Below are 15396 nucleotides of genomic sequence, written 5' to 3' on the forward strand. Positions count from 1 at the left end.
CGCCGTCTTCATCCCGAAAATCCGGTTTGCTCAGTCCTGCGGCTTAACCAGCAATCCGAGCGCGCGCACGACAATTTTGTCGGCGGTGTTCCCGGTCTGGATGCGCAGGCTCAGCAGCACCGAGCCGTTTTTCGACTGGATCGGGGGTGAAGCGAGGGCGCTATCGACGCAGGTCGGCCCGCTGGCATCCTGCTGCGTCGGGTCGTCGAGCAGCACCAGCGCAGTGCTCGGCGGATCCTGGACCTGGGCAAGCCGGATCTGATCGATGAAGCTGCCGTTCGGACCCGGATCCGACAGCTCGTAGCACAGATGGACGCCGAAGATGGTGGTCTTCTGCTGCAGCTCAAGCGCCATCTGGACCACTTTGTTGCCGTTGAACGAATCGGTGTCGCCAAGCGTGCTCGAAGTGATGACGAGCCCCGTAAGTCCGCTGCCTACGCCCGAGCTGGTCGAGAGCGCGGAGGTGGAAGTCACCGACGGATCTCCCGGCAACAGGTCGAAATGGTTGACCCACTGTACGTTCAGTCGCCGGTGATGCTCGCCGTCGGCGCGAGCGGCGCGCGGTGCGGCCAGCGCAAGCAGCGCGTAAGCTACCAGGGAACCGGCAAACAGACGTACCCCCGCATGGCGCGACCATGCTCCGTTCATTCTCTGTCCTCCCAAGTTAGGCACCTGCGGTGCGTGATTGCGCCGGCTCGAGCGAGCGACGCCGGCGTGGAAAGCGCAGCGAGCATGCGCTATGCCATGCCGCGCGCGTGGCAGGGATTAGATTGGGTCAGAAAAGGACGGCGCGGATGAGACGCGCGGGGGCATGCGTTGCAAGAGCGCAGCAAGCGCGGCGGATCCGCCTCGCCACCGTGGGCCTCGACACGCTTCGCACCGCACGCTAACCGAACCGAGCCCGCGGCGCGCGGGAATCGATGTGCGTTACTCGCCAAACAGCGGCGATTTGGCCTTGGCGTAGGTCAGTTTCTGCACCAGCTTGTCGCCGCGGAAGTGCAGCAGGTCGAGTCCGCGCCAAAAGGTTGGCTCGCCCTTCATCAGCAGCGTGCAGCGCCAGCTCGCCATCACCTTGCCCGTCTCGGCATCGGCGAACAGGTCCTCGTCGAGGAACTTCATCGCGCCCCAGCGCCCGGCGAACTGTGGCTCGAAGGCGGCGCGGATCGCGGCCCTGCCGACGTTGCGCTTGCCGTTGAACTCGTCATAGACGGCGTCGTCGGCGAAGAACGCCATCACGGCGTCGAGGTCGTTGCGGTTGAAGGCATCGAGGAAGCGGCGGCTGAGCGTGACAAGCTGGTTGCGATCCATAGGCCTCCTCCGAATCGTGAGCTGTGCACTGACGGACGGCGGGACGTCGGGCGCCCCGCCGCCCGATGGTCGTGATCTACGGCAGGCTGCGGGCCTTCTTGAAGGCGTCGCGCCCGAGGCACTTTTGCATCCAGGCCCCGACTGCGGGCACGCCGCTCATGTCGATCTTCGCCAGCATCGCGAAGCTCATGATCGCCGAGAGGTTGAGGTCGGCGATCGTGAAGTCCTTGCCTAACAGGTAGTCGCGCCCCTTGAGCGCGCCGTCGAGCACCGCCAGCGGTGCCTTCATCGCCTCGGCCGCCTGCTGGGCGGCCTGCTCGTTGCGCTGTTCGGGCGGCAGCAGCATACGGTTGCGCAGGATCGTGACCAGATGCGGCTCGGCCTCGGTCATTCCCCAGAAGCTCCACTGGAAGGCATGGCCGCGGTCCTCGGCCGAGGCCGGCCACAGCGGCGGCTTGCCGTACTTGGAGGCAAGATAGAGGTTGATCGCCATCGACTCCCAGAAGACTTGCCCATCCTCCTCGAGCACCGGGATGTGGCCGTTGGGGTTGAGCCTGAGGTTGTCGGGCGACTTGGCCTTAGCGACCTCGGTCGGGACGTGTTCGTACTTGAGCCCCAACTCCTCGAGCGCCCACAGGCAGCGGGCAGAACGCGATTTCGACGTGCCATAAAGCTTGAGCATCGTGGCCTCCGATTCGGCGCAAAGTTCGATCCTATTTAGCGCGCCGGCTTGCACGCGCACAAACCCCGCGCCGTCGCCTGCGCCCGCCCATTTGGCACGTCGACGCGTCCATGCAAGGATTCCCCCGAGGCCCCGAACCCAGATGCGACGCGACATTTTCACCGAAGAGCACGAGATGTTCCGCACCCAGGTGCGCCGCTTCGTCGAAAGCGAGCTGGTGCCGAAGATTCCCGAATGGAATCGGGTCGGGATGAGCGACCGCGAGAGCTGGCGCAAGATGGGGGCGGCGGGCTTTCTGGGCGCCAACGTGCCCGCCGAGTACGGCGGCGCCGGCGCGGACTTCCTCTATGACGCGATCGTGATCGAGGAGCTGGCGTGGGCGCGCGCGCACGGCCTGATGATGGGCCTGCACTCGGACATCATCCTGCCCTACCTCGTGACCTATGGCAGCGAGGAGCAGAAGCGCCGCTGGGTGCCGGGCGCGGTCCGCGGCGAGCTTATCCTGGCGGTCGCGATGACCGAGCCGGGCACCGGCTCCGACCTCGCTGCGGTCGCGACCACCGCGCGGCGCGACGGTGATAGCTACGTTATCAACGGCTCCAAGATGTTCATCTCCAACGGCCAGATCGCCGACCTCGTGGTGGTGGTGGTCAAGACCGATCCCAAGGCGGTGCCGGCCCATCGCGGTGTCAGCCTGATCGTGGTCGAGCGCGACACCCCAGGCTTCGTGCGCGGGCGCAAGCTGGACAAGCTCGGGCTGCGCGGACAGGACACCAGCGAGTTGTTCTTCGACGATTGCCGTGTGCCGGCTGCCAATTTGCTCGGGCGCGAGGGCGCGGGTTTCAAGATGCTGATGGAAAAGCTCCAGCAGGAGCGCCTGGTATGCGCGGTCGGAGCGCTCACCAGCGCGCGACGCTGCCTGGAGGACACCGTCGCCTACACCCGCCAGCGCAAGGCCTTCGGCAAGCCGATTGCGGCCTTCCAGAACACGCAGTTCAAGCTCGCCGAGATGATGACCGAGGTCGAGGTTGGCCAGGCCTTCGTTGACCGCCTGCTTGCCGCCCACGTGCGCGGCGACGAGGTCGTCACCGAGGTCAGCATGGCGAAATGGTGGACCACCGAGCTGCTCAAGCGGGTTGCCAGCCAGTGCCTGCAACTGCACGGCGGCTACGGCTTCATGCTGGAGTTCCCGGTGGCGACCGACTACGCCGACGCCGCGGTGCAGACGATCTACGCCGGCACCAATGAGATCATGAAAGTGATAATCGCGCGCCGGATGGGGCTGGAGTCGCGCGAGTAAAGGGAAGAAGACGATGACTCAGGAAAAGCAGCCGCGCGGCCGCGTGATGGTCGTCTTCCGTTTTCGCATGCGCGAGGATCTGACGGCGGCCGAGCGCGAGGAATACAACGCTACGGCTCAGCGCCTGATGGAGCTCACCTCGGGGATGCCCGGGTTCGTCTCGATTCGCGAGTGGCATAACAAGGGCGAGACGCTGGGGATCACTGAATGGGCGTCGCTCGAGGCGCTCGCCGCATGGCGCGACCATCCCGAGCATCGCAAGGCCCAGGAGCGCGGCCGCGAGTTGTTCTATGCCGAGTACGACGTGAGCATTTGTCAGCCGCTCCATCAGTACAGCTTCAAGCGCGCCCAGTGAGCGGATTGCGCGCGGCCCGGCAAATTCAGCATCGCGCGGGTCGCGTCGGACGACGGGGCCGACCCTCACCCGCCGGCCGCGACGGCTGGCGGCCGCCTCCCCCACAACAAGCGCGAGAAGCTGACCTCAGCAAGTGCGTGCCCTCGGCGGCTCAGGTCATGCCGACCACGCCATCACACCGGTGCCGGTTGCCCACTGCGCAACCGGCTCGTAGGCGAGCACCTCGGCGCGCATCCCGGGCGGCATCGCACCCGCCACCGCCAGCCAGTCGCGCACTTCATTGCCGCCGTTGCCGGCGACGCGCTCGAGCTCGTTGCGCGGATACTTCGCGAACACCTGCTCGACCTCGCGCCGGGCCAAACGCTCGAGAAACCATCGGTCGAACTCGGCGTTGATCTTGCCGGTCTCGGGCGGCCCCACCCAGTGCGACAGTCCGCCGGTGCCGACCACTGCGACACGCCACGGCTGGGCGAAGCGCGCCACGCATCCGGCGACGAACGCGCCGACGTCGTGGCAACGCCTCAGCGACGGCATCGGCGCCGCGAACGCATTGACCACGATCGGCACGATCGGCACGTCCCATCGCGGAGTCAGAAAGCTCAGCGGCACGATTTCGGCGTGGTCGAGCGCGAGCTCCTCGGAGAGCGCGAAATCCACGCCGCCTTCCATCCCTTCGCTCACGACGAAGCGGCCGAGCGCGCCGGCGACCGCGACGCGCGCCCGCGGGATCGGCAGCGTAGGCGTCGCGGGACCGGCGGCCTCGTCGCCGACGCCGACCAGGAAGGCCGGCAGGTTGTCGAAGAAGCAGCGGTCAAAATGGTCGGTGGAGAAGATGACGATCGCGTCGGGGCGCGCGGCCTCGAGGAGCTCGCGGGCGCGCGCGAAGCCGGCGGTTACGCGATTGCGCTGGCCCTCCTCGGCGTACTCGAACCCCGGATGCATCGCGAGAAACGGCACGTGCGAGCAAGCAACTCCTGCGACGATCTCAGCCATGACGTGCCTCCTTGCGCTCCCGTTTCAGGCCCTCGATTGCGCCTCGCCGCGCAGCGCCGCGATGTAGCCGCGCATGCTCTTTCCCGCCGCCATCGACGAGAGCAGCAGGAGCAGCGGATTGGCGCCCATCTCGTACAGCCGCCGCACCTCCCATCGCGCCAGCGCCGCGCGTTCCTCGGCGCTCAGCGCGTAGCCGTCGAACACCTCCGCCGCACCCTCGCGCCATCGGCGCGCCAGCGTCTGGTCGCGATTCACGTCGCGCAGGAACTTGTCCATCTGGTAACGGCTCATCGACGGCGTTACCTCCTTTGGCGGGCGCGGCGCGGGAACGGCCGCGCCGCCCGGCTGGTGTGAGAACCTACACGATAGCGCGCCGACATGGATAATGCTGCCAGGCGCGGCCGAGCGCCCGAGATGGTCCGCGAAGGGGAGCGTGCGATGGCGGAAGCAGCGGTTCTTGCACCACTGGACGAGCACAACCTTTCGCTGCTCGCCAACGTCCGTCCCGCCGGATGGGTCAATCCGGAACCGGCGGCGCGTTACAACCTGGTCGTGGTTGGCGCGGGCACGGCGGGATTGGTCGCGGCGGCGGGCGCGGCGGGACTCGGCGCGCGCGTCGCGCTGGTCGAGCGCGGGCTGATGGGCGGCGACTGCCTGAACTTCGGATGCGTCCCCTCGAAGGCGCTGATTCGCGCGGCGCGCGCGAGTGCCGAGGTGAACCGGGCGGCGGGCTGCGGGCTCGCGGCGCAGCCGGCGCGCGCCGAGTTCGGCGTTGTGATGGGGCGGATGCGCCGGCTGCGCGCCGAGCTTAGCCGCAACGATTCGGCCGCGCGCTTCAGGCAACTCGGCGTCGATGTCTTCCTGGGCGAAGCTCGCTTTATCGGCGCCGACGAAGTCGAGGTCGGCAAGGCGCGGCTGCGCTTTGCGCGCGCGCTCGTCGCGACCGGCGCGCGTGCGGCGGCGCCGCCGATCCCGGGGCTGGCCGAGGCTGGATTCCTGACCAACGAAACGGTCTTCTCGCTGACCGAGATGCCGCGGCGGCTCGCGGTAATCGGCGCAGGGCCGATCGGATGCGAGCTGGCGCAAGCGTTTCGCCGCTTCGGCGCCGAAGTCTGGATGCTCGAAGCGCTGGACCAGATACTGCCGCGCGAAGACCGCGACGCGGCTGCGATCGTTGAGCGCGTGCTCGTCGGAGAAGGCATCGAGGTGCTAACAGGGTGCAAGGTGACAGGCGTCGTGCGTGGCGCCGCCAGTCGCTCGGTGTGCTTCGAGTATCGCGGCGCGGCGCGCGAGATCGAAGTGGACGAAATCCTGGTCACCGCCGGGCGGGCACCCAATGTCGAGGGCCTCGGGCTCGAGCGGGCCGGCGTCGAATACGATCGCAAACTCGGAATCAGGGTTGACGACTATCTGCGTACCACCAACCCGCGCATCTACGCGGCGGGCGACGTGTGTTCGGCGCTCCAGTTCACCCATCTGGCGGACGCTCACGCCCGGATCGTGCTGCGCAACGCGCTGTTTTTCGGCCACGCGCGCGCCAGCCGACTGGTCGTGCCGTGGTGCACGTATACTGACCCGGAAATCGCGCACGTAGGGTTGAGCGAGGCGGACGCGGCGTCGCGCGGGGTCGCGATTCGAACCTTCAAGCATGAGATGGGTGCGGTGGATCGCGCCGTGCTCGACGGCGAGACCGAGGGATTCGTCAAGGTGCATGTGGCCGAGGGCAGCGACCGGATTGTCGGCGCGACGCTGGTCGCGCGCCACGCCGGCGAGATGATCGGCGAATTGACGATGGCTATCCAGGCGCGGATCGGGCTCGGCACAATCGCCGAGATGATCCATCCGTACCCCACCCAGGCCGAAGCGATCAAAAAGATCGCCGACGCTTACAACCGCTCGCGGCTGACTGCGCCGCGCAAGCGGCTGCTCGCGCGCTACTTCGCTTGGCGTCGCTAGCGGGCATTTGCATCCTTCCCAGGGGGCTGGTATTAAATAGAACTTATCAAGCTCGATTTATCATAAATCGGGAAGAGCCGAATGGATGACAGATTAAGGCATCGGAGTTAGATTCTGAGGCGCAGAGCTTCACGGGGTGCTCTTTTTGGCGCGGGGCAGACCGTCGAGGACAGTTGGTTCCAACTCCACATCGGAGCGAGGTAGGGAAAAATGGCAGTACATCTTGGAAGCGTGGCTCCGGATTTCACTCAGGAGTCAACCGAGGGCACGATTCATTTTCATGAATGGATTGGCAATCACTGGGCCGTGCTGTTCTCCCATCCCAAGGACTTCACGCCCGTGTGCACGACCGAGCTTGGCCAGGTGGCGAAGCTCAAGTCGGAATTCGACAAGCGCGACTGCAAGGTGATCGCGCTCAGCGTGGACGACGTAAACTCGCACAGGGGCTGGGTCAAGGACATTGAGGAGACCCAGCACACCAAGCTGAATTACCCGATTCTGGGCGACGCCGATCGCAAGGTCTCGAAGCTGTATGACATGATCCATCCGGAGGCCAACGATACGCTCACCGTGCGTTCGGTGTTCATCATCGACCCCAACAAGAAGGTCCGGCTGTCGATCACTTATCCGGCGAGCACCGGGCGCAACTTCAACGAGATCCTGCGTGTGATCGACTCGCTCCAGCTCACCGACAAGTACTCGGTGGCGACGCCGGTGGACTGGAAGCAGGGCGACGAGTGCGTGATCGTGCCCTCGCTCACCGATCCCAAGGTGCTCAAGGAAAAGTTCCCCAAGGGCTACCGCGAACTGCGGCCGTATCTGCGGATGACCCCGCAGCCGCCGCACAAATAAAAGCAGCCCCCTTCAATTGCCACGCGCGAGACGCCGTGCAGTGTGCGCGGCGCCCTTCGCGTGTGGCGTTGCGGTGCGCCACGGAGAGTCGGATTATGCGCCGCCCTGTCCTTTGGCGTCCTTTTGCGCGCGTGCGCCGGCCGCGCTTGCCCTTTATACAAGCCCGGCGTTAGAGTGGCCTTACTGCCGTTCATTCGCATTTGCGTTTCAGCACTCGGGGGCTTAGCAGCGCTTGAGCGCATCGCGGGGACCCGATGGAGCACAACGGTCCGCAGAGATTGCCCCTCGCAACTCCGGCCATCGCCAACGGCTCGCTGCGTCGCGATGGCCGCCGGCTCATCGTGATGTCCAACCGCGCGCCGATCCGGATCGTGCGCGAGGGCTCCCGGCAGCGGATCGAGCCAACCGTCGGCGGCGTCGGGACCACCTTTCTGCGCCTGCTCGAGCGTCAGGGCGGGCTGTGGATTGCGTGGTCGGGAAGCAAGAAGGCGCCCGAGCGGCTGATGATGCCGCCGGGCAGCAGCGTGCCGCGCTTCCAGATCGTGTTCTGCCCGCTTAGCGAGCGCGACATTTCGCACTACTACTACGGAATGTGCAATCGCGGGCTGTGGCCACTGATGCACTTCATGACCGCCAACTGCCACTTCGACGCGGCGCAATGGCGCTGTTACGAGGCGGTCAACCGCAGGTTCGCCGAGCTGGCCGCAGCCGAGGCCGCCGACGACAACGTCTTGTGGGTGCAGGATTTCCATCTCGCGCTGGTGCCCCAGCGCTTCCGCGCGCTGCGCCCGCGGGTCCCGATCGGGCTGTTCTGGCACGTGCCGTTTCCGCCCGAGCAGCTCTTCCGCGTCTTCCCCTGGCGCGCGGAGATGCTCGAAGGGATGCTGGGCGCTGACCTGATCGGTTTCCATACCCGGCCCTACGCGATCCAGTTTCTCAACTGCTGCGAACGCATCCTCGGTCTGCGCGTCGACCGCAGCAGCGGCGAGGTGGCGACTGCGCGCGGCATCGTGCGGGTCGGCATCTTTCCACTCGGGATTCCGGCCGACTACTTCGCCAAGCTCGCGCAAACCCCGCGCGTGCGCGAGCTCACCCGGCGCATCCGCCGCGCCGTGCGCACGCCGCACGTCGTGCTCGGCGTCGATCGGCTCGATTACACCAAGGGCATCCTGGAGCGCTTGCTCGGCTTCGAGCGGTTCCTTGAAACCAATCCGGGCTTCCATCGCCGAGTCACGCTGGTGCTGATAGCGGTCCCCTCGCGCACCAAGGTCGCCGACTACGCGATGCTCAAACGCCAGCTCGACGAGCTGGTCGGCCGGGTCATCGGGCGCTTCTCCTCCGAGGGTTGGGTCCCGATCCGTTATCTTTACACCCAGTTCGGCGCCGAGGAGCTGGTCGCCTACTACCAGGCCGCCGACGTCGCGCTGCTGACGCCGCTGCGCGACGGGATGAACCTGGTCGCCAAGGAATACGTCGCCTCTCACCTCGCCGATGACGGCGTGCTCATCCTGAGCGAGTTTGCGGGCGCGGCCGACGAGCTGACCGACGCGCTGCTGGTCAACCCCTACGACGTCGACGCGATCGCCGCGCGGCTCAGGCAGGCCTTCGAGATGGGCCCCGACGAGCGCGCCGCGCGCCTGCGCAAGCTGCGCGCCCACATCCATCGCAACAACCTCGAGCGTTGGTCGGAGCGCTTCCTTGACACCCTGCTGCCCGAGCGGACCCTTGCCGCACAGGCCTCCGCCGGAGGATAGACCCGCGCGGCTGCCGGCGGCGATGCTCGAAGAGCTCGCGCGCCGTGCTCCGCTCCTGCTCTGCCTCGATTACGACGGCACGATCGCCGAAATCGTAAGCCGCCCTGCGCTTGCCCGTCCGATCGCGGGTGTGGTCGACGCGCTACGCGCGCTGGCGCGCCATCCTGAGCGCGTCGCCCCCGCGATCGTAAGCGGGCGGCCGATCGCCGAGTTGCGCCGGATGACCGGGCTGGGCGACGAGGTGATGTTCGCCGGCGTGCACGGGCTGGAGATCGCCGGACGCGACGCCGTTGTGCGCGTGCCGGCCGAGGCCGCGCAGTGCGCCGTCGAGATAGACCGGGTGCGTGACTTTTTGCGCCGCAACGCCGACCCCGCCGCCGGCTTCGAGGTCGAGGACAAGCGGCTTTCGGTCGCGCTCCATTACCGCAACGCCGACCCCGTCGCGGCGGCGGCGCTGTGCGCGCGGCTGGAGCAGTTGGTGCGCGCTGAGACGCCGAGTCTTCGCGCCGCGCACAACAAGATGGTGCTTGAAGCGCTGCCCCGGGCCGCCTCCAAGGGTGCCGCGCTGCGCGCGCTGAGCGCCGCGGCCGGCCCCGCCTTTGTGCCGGTTTACTTCGGCGACGACCGCACTGACGAGGACGCCTTCGCCGAGCTCGGCGAGCGCGGTGTGGCGGTGATGGTTGGCCAGCCGCGCCCGACGCGCGCGCCTTGGCGCGTGGACGCGCCGGCCGACGTCGCCCGCCTGGTCATCGGTCTTGCCGCGGCGCTCGACCGCGCGGCCGCCGGCGGGTCATTGGCCTGAACGGGTCGCCGCGATGGCCGCGTCGCAACGTCTGATGGGCGGAAACTGTCCTGCCAGCCGGAGCTTTGCGTTGGCGGCGCTGATACTCGCGCTGGTCGGTACGGGATGTGAGCGCGGGCGCGCGCCGGCGCGCCAGCTCAACGTCGCGCTGGCGCTGTTTCCCAACGAGGCCGCGAATTACCGTCGCTTCGTGCGCCCATTCGAGGCCGCTTCGGGCGCGCGCGTCAACCTTATTGCTCAGAGCTACGGCGATCTCCTCGACGTCCTACGTGCGTCGGCGGGCACCCCGCGCGGCGGCGCGCTCGACCTCGTCGAGCTCGACCTGGCGATGCTGGGCGAGGCGCGCTACGCCGTGCGCCCGCTGGACGCGATCGTGCCGCGGTCGGCGCGCGCGCTGTTTCCCGCCGTCGCGTGGGACGCCGCGACTCACGGCGGCCGTCTCTATTTCGTGCCGCATCGCCTGATGTGGGAGGCAATGATCTACAACCGGCGCGAGGTGCGCCGTCCGCCGGCGACCTGGGACGAGCTCGCGCGTTTCGCCCACGCTCATCCGGGCAAGCTCGCGCTCAAGGCGGCACGCTACGAGGGCGCGGTGTGCGACGTGATGCCGTTTGTATGGGCCGCCGGCGGCGACGCGCTCGATCCGCGCGCGCCGGGCGCGCGCGAAGCCTTCGGGTTTCTCAGCACCCTTGCGCCGTATCTCAACCCGGAGTCGGCCGTGTTCCGCGAAATGTCGGTGCTCGAAGCGCAGGCGCGCGGCGCGGTCTGGATCCATTTCAACTGGCCGTTTGCGATCGGCTACCTGGCCTCCAAGGGGCTCGCGCCCGGCGAGGATCTGAGCGCGCCGCTGCCGGCCGGGCCCGACGGGCGGCGCGCCACGCCGCTCGGCGGCGGCTACCTGGCGATTCCGCGCTCGGCCTCCCATCCGGAGCTCGCCGCCGAATTCATCAGGTATCTCCTGACGGCCGGCACGCAGCGGCGGCTCAGCGCCGACCTCGGATGGTACGGTTCGGTTGCGCCACCCGCGCAAAGCGCCGAGGCCGCGCTGTACGCGGGGTTCGCCGCGATGCGCCCGTACGTGCGCGCGCGGCCGGCGATCCGATGCTATACGGCTCTGAGTAACCGATGGCAGCGCGCGCTCCGCGCCCTGCTCTTCGACGGCGACTCGCCGTCCGCCGCGCTGGCCATCGCCGCCGCCGGCGGCACCGTGCAGGAAACGTTTGCCGGCGGATGCGCCGCGCGATGAGCGCACGCCTGCAAAGCGCGGTCGGAGGATCGCAACCCGGGACGAACCGATGAATCGCGCCGGCCGCACGATGAGAGCCGTGTTCATCGCCGTGCCGGCGCTCTTCATGGCGATTTTCCTGGTGCTGCCGGCGGTAAGCGGCGCCGTGCTCTCGTTCGACGTCGGCGGCCGCCTGTCGCTCGGCAACTACCGCGCGCTGCTCGGCGACCGGATGTTCTGGCGCGCGCTGCTCGGCAACCTGGCGATTCCGCTCGGCAGCCTCGCGATCGAATTTGCGCTGGCGCTCGGGCTTGCGCTCTACCTTGGCGCACGGCGCAAGCCGCCGGCGGCAGTCGAGGTCGCGGCGATTCTGCCGTTCGCGATTCCCGAGATCGTCCTGCTCGCGATCGCCCGCTACATCTTTATCCCGCGCGGCTACCTCAACGGCGCCCTCCTCGCGGCGGGCGGCGCGCCGCTCGGATGGCTGCGGCCGGGAAGCGCGCTCGCGTCGCTGGTCGTGATGGCGGTCGATGCTTGGCACGTCACGCCGGTCGTGATGCTGATTCTGCTCGCCGGCCTCCAGACGATCCCGCCCGAGCTTTACGAGGCTGCCGCGCTCGACGGCGCGGGCGCGCTCCAGACGTTCCGCCACGTCACGCTGCCGCTGCTGACTCCGGCGCTGGTCGGCGCGCTGGTGCTGCGCGGGGTCGATGCGCTGCGCATCTTCTCGACCACCCTGGTGCTGACCGGCGCCGAAGGCACACCGGTGCTCTCGACCTACGCGTATCTGTTGTGGAGCGACTCGCAGGAGCCGCGCGTCGCGATGGCGGCGGCGATGATGCTGGCGGCGATGGTGACACTGATGGGGCTGGCGGGAATCGCGCTGGGCCGGCGCTTCGGCGCCTCTGGAGTGGCGGCGTGAACGCGTATCGATGTGTGGGCGGCGGAGGGGCCGCGCAATGAATCGGCGGGCGGGCGCGGGATGGGCGGCGGTGCGCGCGGCGATCGCCGCGGCGATCGTGCTCGGCGCCGCGCTTCCGCTCTACCTGCTGCTTAAGCAGGCGATCACGCCCGAGCGCGAGAGCTTCGCCTGGCCGCCGCTGTGGCTGCCCCATCGGATCGTCGGCACCCATCTGCACGCCGTTTTCGCGCTGCCCGAACTGCGCGGCGCGATCCTGCTGAGTCTCGGCATTGCCCTGCTGAGCGCCGCGCTCGCAACCGCGCTCGGGGCGATGCTCGGCTACGCGATGGCGCGCTCGGGGGCGGGACGCGCGGCCGGCTTCGGCGCGCTGACGGCGGCGCGCCTGCTGCCAATGATCGCGGTCGCGATTCCGCTCGCAATCGGGATGGGGCGTGTCGGGCTGTACGACTCGCCAAGCGGGCTCGGCCTTGCGCTGGTCCATAGCGCGCTCGCGCTGCCGGTGGCGGCGCTGATGGTCTATCCGGCCTTCGCCGCGCTGCCGCGCGAGGTCGAGGAGGCGGCGTGGCTCGACGGCGCCTCGCCCGCGCGCGTCTTTGTGCTGATCGATCTGCCGCAGGCGCGCGGCGCGCTCGCCGGCGCCTTCGTGATGGCGTTCATCCTGAGCTGGGACGAGTTCGGCTACGCGCTGTTGATCCAGGTGACCCATCGCACGCTTCCGCCCCTGCTCTACTACTACATGGTCTTCGGCGACGTCGGCGCGGCGAGCGCGCTTGCGCTGCTGATGATGGTTCCGGCGGTGTGCCTGGTGATCGCGCTCGGCCCGATGCTGCGCGGCGCGATGGCCGCGGGGGGGCTGCGGTGAGCGCCACGCGCGAAGCGGCCGCGGCGCCCGTGCTGCGCCTGCGCGGGGTCCGCCGTCGCTTCGCCTCCGGCGGCGGGCTCGACGCGATCGACCTTGAAATTGCCGCCGGCGAATTCTTCGTCCTGCTCGGGCCGTCCGGATGCGGCAAGAGTACGCTGCTCAGGCTGGTCGCCGGGCTCGACACGCCGCAAAGCGGCGCGATCGAACTGGGCGGGCGCGCGCTCGGCGACGGCGCCGGCGGGCGCGGAGAGGTCGCGATGGTGTTCCAGAATTTCGCGCTCTACCCGCACCTGAGCGCCTTTGACAATATCGCCTTTCCGCTGCGGCTGCGCCGAATGGGGAGCGGAGAGATCGCGCGGCGCGTCGGCGCGGCTGCCAAAATGGCAGGGCTGGATCTCGACCTCGGCCGCCGCCCGCACGAGCTCTCAGGCGGCGAGCGCCAGCGCGTCGCGCTCGCCCGCGCGTTGGTGCGCGAGCCGCGCGTGGTCCTGATGGACGAACCGCTCTCCAGCCTCGACCCGCAGCTACGCCAGAGCCTGCGCGTCGAGCTGAAGGAGTTCCATCGCCGCACCGGCCGCACCTTCCTCTACGTCACCCACGACCAGACCGACGCGCTCACGCTTGCCGACCGGCTCGCGGTGATGCGCGCCGGGCGGATCGAACAGGTCGGCACGCCCGCGGAGGTTTACGATCGTCCGCAGACCGAATTCGTTGCCCGCTTTGTCGGCGAACCGGCGATGAACCTGGTGCGCGTGGCACTCGCGCCCAAGCGCGAGGCGCTGATGCTCGGCGATGCGCGCGTCGCCGTGCAACCGCCGTCGGCGGTCGATAGCGACGTCACGCTCGGCATGCGGCCCAGCGACCTGTCGGTGAGCGTGAGCAGCCCGCACAAGTCCCCGGCTTGCGCCGCCGACGCGGTCGAGATCCCGGGCGAGGTCGAGGATGCCGAGTTCGTGGGTGCCCGCTACCTGGTTACGGTGCGGGTCGGCGCGAGCTTGAGCCTCAAGGCCGAAAGCGCCGAGCGGCTCGAGCCGACGACGCCGGTTATGCTCGCGATGCGCCGCGCGCGGCTGCATTTCTTCGACCCCGCCTCCGGCCGCCGCCTGGAATAGTACACGTGCCTGCGTGTCCGCCCTCAAGAACCGGCCTTGCGTAAATTGACGGGCGCTGCAAGAGTAGCGGCGACATTGATTCCCTTGAGGACGCCTTTACGAATGGCCCAACCCAAGCTTTTTCCGCTGACCGTGGTCGGTTCGTGGTCACGGCCCGACTGGCTGGTGCGTGCGCTGCGCCAACGCCAGGCCGGCGAACTGTCCGCCGCCGAGTTCGACCAGATCGCCGACGACGCCGTGCTCGCCGCGATCAAATACCAGGAGGACGCCGGCGTCGATATCGTCGCCGATGGCGAGGTGCGGCGCGACAACTTCTATTCCTTCGTGGTCGACAAGCTTGGCGGGATGAAGCTGATGAAGCTCTCCGAGCTGCTCGACTACGTCAAGGATCGCGCCGGCTTCGAGGAGATCCTGCGCGCGCTCGACGTTCCCGCCTTCGCGATCAAGAGCCCGATCGCGATTGAGAAGATAAGCGAGCGCGACGGCCTGGCGGTGGACGAGGCCAGGTTCCTCAAGGAGCACACCAGCCGCGCGACCAAGGTCCCGCTGCCCGGTCCCTACCTGCTTACGCGCTCGAGCTGGTTCGAGGGGCTCTCCGACAAGGCCTATCCGCGGCGCGAGGACCTCGCGCGCGACGTGGTGAAAATCCTGCGCCGCGAGATCGTGCGGCTCAAGGAGCTCGGCATCGATTTCATTCAGCTCGACGAACCCTCGCTTTCGCAGGTGGTGTACGGCGACGAGGCCGAGCAGACCTTCATGTGCGCCGCGCTCGGCTCGCGCAGCGACCCGACCAACGAGCTGGAGTTCGCCGTGCGCCTGATGAACGAGACGGTGGACGGAATCGAGGGCGTGCACTTCGGCGTCCACGTCTGCCGCGGCAACTGGAGCCGCAAGGAGAGCGTCCTGCTCCAGGGTAACTACGGGCCGCTGCTGCCGTGGCTGATGCGCATGAACGTCCATCAGCTGGTGCTCGAGATGGCGACCCCGCGCGCCGGCGAAATCGAGGTCTTCAAGGAGTACCGCAACGAGAAGGAGCTCGGTCTGGGTGTGAGCAATCCGCGCACCGACGAGATCGAAGCGCCCGAGCAGATCGTGCGCCGGGTCAAGGAGGTCCTGCGCTACTTCGACCCCGACAAGATCTACCTCAATCCCGACTGCGGCTTCGGCACCTTTGCCGAGCGTTGCGTCAATACCGCACCGGTCGCTTACCGCAAGCTGCAAGCGATCGCGCGGGCGGCCGAAATTTTGCGCAGGGAGTACGCGTGATCACGCC

The 15396-nt window shown here is 68.2% G+C and carries 16 protein-coding genes; 11 read left to right on the forward strand and 5 right to left on the reverse strand.

Features of this window, described 5'->3' with window-relative positions:
• Positions 1-30 precede the first annotated feature (30 nt).
• From VFB33_03265 to VFB33_03275, 3 genes are all read right to left on the reverse strand, one after another.
• Positions 31-648 (reverse strand): hypothetical protein, encoded by a 618-nt coding sequence (locus VFB33_03265; protein HZO80690.1) that lies wholly within the window; start codon positions 646-648, stop codon positions 31-33.
• Positions 649-927: 279 nt separating this feature from the next.
• Positions 928-1308, reverse strand: a complete 381-nt coding sequence (locus tag VFB33_03270) for a nuclear transport factor 2 family protein (GenBank protein ID HZO80691.1) — start codon at positions 1306-1308, stop codon at positions 928-930.
• Positions 1309-1384: 76 nt separating this feature from the next.
• A complete protein-coding gene (locus VFB33_03275) occupies positions 1385-1990 on the reverse strand; it encodes a glutathione S-transferase family protein (GenBank protein HZO80692.1) in 606 nt (201 codons plus the stop codon).
• A gap of 142 nt (positions 1991-2132) precedes the next feature.
• Between VFB33_03275 and VFB33_03280 the strand changes: the two genes are divergently transcribed.
• Together VFB33_03280 and VFB33_03285 are read left to right on the forward strand one after the other, a co-directional pair.
• The gene (locus tag VFB33_03280) at positions 2133-3290 is read left to right on the forward strand and encodes an acyl-CoA dehydrogenase family protein (protein ID HZO80693.1); all 1158 of its coding nucleotides are present in this window, start codon (positions 2133-2135) and stop codon (positions 3288-3290) included.
• 13 nt (positions 3291-3303) lie between these two features.
• Positions 3304-3645 carry an antibiotic biosynthesis monooxygenase gene (locus VFB33_03285; GenBank protein HZO80694.1) on the forward strand — a complete coding sequence of 114 codons (342 nt, stop codon included), beginning with the start codon at positions 3304-3306 and terminating at the stop codon, positions 3643-3645.
• Positions 3646-3801: 156 nt separating this feature from the next.
• On the opposite strand, the gene VFB33_03290 is transcribed toward VFB33_03285, so the two are convergent.
• Together VFB33_03290 and VFB33_03295 are read right to left on the reverse strand one after the other, a co-directional pair.
• The gene (locus VFB33_03290; protein ID HZO80695.1) at positions 3802-4638 is read right to left on the reverse strand and encodes a hypothetical protein; all 837 of its coding nucleotides are present in this window, start codon (positions 4636-4638) and stop codon (positions 3802-3804) included.
• A gap of 24 nt (positions 4639-4662) precedes the next feature.
• Entirely contained in the window at positions 4663-4929 is a 267-nt protein-coding gene (locus VFB33_03295) for a hypothetical protein (protein ID HZO80696.1), read from the reverse strand.
• A gap of 147 nt (positions 4930-5076) precedes the next feature.
• Between VFB33_03295 and VFB33_03300 the strand changes: the two genes are divergently transcribed.
• From VFB33_03300 to VFB33_03340, 9 genes are all read left to right on the forward strand, one after another.
• On the forward strand, positions 5077-6594 hold the full coding sequence (locus VFB33_03300) for a mercuric reductase (GenBank protein ID HZO80697.1): 1518 nt from the start codon (positions 5077-5079) through the stop codon (positions 6592-6594).
• Positions 6595-6804: 210 nt separating this feature from the next.
• On the forward strand, positions 6805-7446 hold the full coding sequence (locus VFB33_03305) for a peroxiredoxin (GenBank protein HZO80698.1): 642 nt from the start codon (positions 6805-6807) through the stop codon (positions 7444-7446).
• A 254-nt stretch (positions 7447-7700) separates the two neighbouring features.
• The gene (locus VFB33_03310; GenBank protein ID HZO80699.1) at positions 7701-9200 is read left to right on the forward strand and encodes a trehalose-6-phosphate synthase; all 1500 of its coding nucleotides are present in this window, start codon (positions 7701-7703) and stop codon (positions 9198-9200) included.
• A gap of 22 nt (positions 9201-9222) precedes the next feature.
• Entirely contained in the window at positions 9223-10002 is a 780-nt protein-coding gene (gene otsB, locus VFB33_03315) for a trehalose-phosphatase (protein HZO80700.1), read from the forward strand.
• A gap of 70 nt (positions 10003-10072) precedes the next feature.
• Positions 10073-11248, forward strand: a complete 1176-nt coding sequence (locus VFB33_03320; GenBank protein ID HZO80701.1) for an extracellular solute-binding protein — start codon at positions 10073-10075, stop codon at positions 11246-11248.
• A gap of 70 nt (positions 11249-11318) precedes the next feature.
• The gene (locus VFB33_03325) at positions 11319-12149 is read left to right on the forward strand and encodes a sugar ABC transporter permease (protein HZO80702.1); all 831 of its coding nucleotides are present in this window, start codon (positions 11319-11321) and stop codon (positions 12147-12149) included.
• A gap of 37 nt (positions 12150-12186) precedes the next feature.
• Entirely contained in the window at positions 12187-13011 is an 825-nt protein-coding gene (locus tag VFB33_03330; GenBank protein HZO80703.1) for an ABC transporter permease subunit, read from the forward strand.
• A complete protein-coding gene (locus VFB33_03335) occupies positions 13008-14123 on the forward strand; it encodes an ABC transporter ATP-binding protein (protein HZO80704.1) in 1116 nt (371 codons plus the stop codon). Before VFB33_03330 ends, VFB33_03335 begins: the two co-directional genes overlap by 4 nt.
• 102 nt (positions 14124-14225) lie before the next feature.
• Complete coding sequence (locus VFB33_03340) at positions 14226-15389, forward strand: cobalamin-independent methionine synthase II family protein (GenBank protein ID HZO80705.1); 1164 nt, start codon at positions 14226-14228, stop codon at positions 15387-15389.
• The last annotated feature ends 7 nt before the right edge of the window (positions 15390-15396 follow it).

The sequence above is a fragment of the Candidatus Binataceae bacterium genome, assembly GCA_035650475.1.
Lineage (GTDB): Bacteria > Desulfobacterota > Binatia > Binatales > Binataceae > JAKAVN01.

What these genes read in the sequence shown, in the direction of transcription:
- VFB33_03305 (HZO80698.1), top strand. Translation starts at nt 6,805, where the DNA reads ATGGCAGTACATCTTGGAAGCGTGGCTCCGGATTTCACTCAGGAGTCA.
- VFB33_03270 (HZO80691.1), bottom strand. Translation starts at nt 1,308, where the DNA reads ATGGATCGCAACCAGCTTGTCACGCTCAGCCGCCGCTTCCTCGATGCC.
- VFB33_03280 (HZO80693.1), top strand. Translation starts at nt 2,133, where the DNA reads ATGCGACGCGACATTTTCACCGAAGAGCACGAGATGTTCCGCACCCAG.
- VFB33_03310 (HZO80699.1), top strand. Translation starts at nt 7,701, where the DNA reads ATGGAGCACAACGGTCCGCAGAGATTGCCCCTCGCAACTCCGGCCATC.
- VFB33_03340 (HZO80705.1), top strand. Translation starts at nt 14,226, where the DNA reads ATGGCCCAACCCAAGCTTTTTCCGCTGACCGTGGTCGGTTCGTGGTCA.
- VFB33_03295 (HZO80696.1), bottom strand. Translation starts at nt 4,929, where the DNA reads ATGAGCCGTTACCAGATGGACAAGTTCCTGCGCGACGTGAATCGCGAC.
- VFB33_03285 (HZO80694.1), top strand. Translation starts at nt 3,304, where the DNA reads ATGACTCAGGAAAAGCAGCCGCGCGGCCGCGTGATGGTCGTCTTCCGT.
- VFB33_03275 (HZO80692.1), bottom strand. Translation starts at nt 1,990, where the DNA reads ATGCTCAAGCTTTATGGCACGTCGAAATCGCGTTCTGCCCGCTGCCTG.
- VFB33_03330 (HZO80703.1), top strand. Translation starts at nt 12,187, where the DNA reads ATGAATCGGCGGGCGGGCGCGGGATGGGCGGCGGTGCGCGCGGCGATC.
- VFB33_03325 (HZO80702.1), top strand. Translation starts at nt 11,319, where the DNA reads ATGAGAGCCGTGTTCATCGCCGTGCCGGCGCTCTTCATGGCGATTTTC.
- VFB33_03265 (HZO80690.1), bottom strand. Translation starts at nt 648, where the DNA reads ATGAACGGAGCATGGTCGCGCCATGCGGGGGTACGTCTGTTTGCCGGT.
- VFB33_03290 (HZO80695.1), bottom strand. Translation starts at nt 4,638, where the DNA reads ATGGCTGAGATCGTCGCAGGAGTTGCTTGCTCGCACGTGCCGTTTCTC.
- otsB (HZO80700.1), top strand. Translation starts at nt 9,223, where the DNA reads ATGCTCGAAGAGCTCGCGCGCCGTGCTCCGCTCCTGCTCTGCCTCGAT.
- VFB33_03300 (HZO80697.1), top strand. Translation starts at nt 5,077, where the DNA reads ATGGCGGAAGCAGCGGTTCTTGCACCACTGGACGAGCACAACCTTTCG.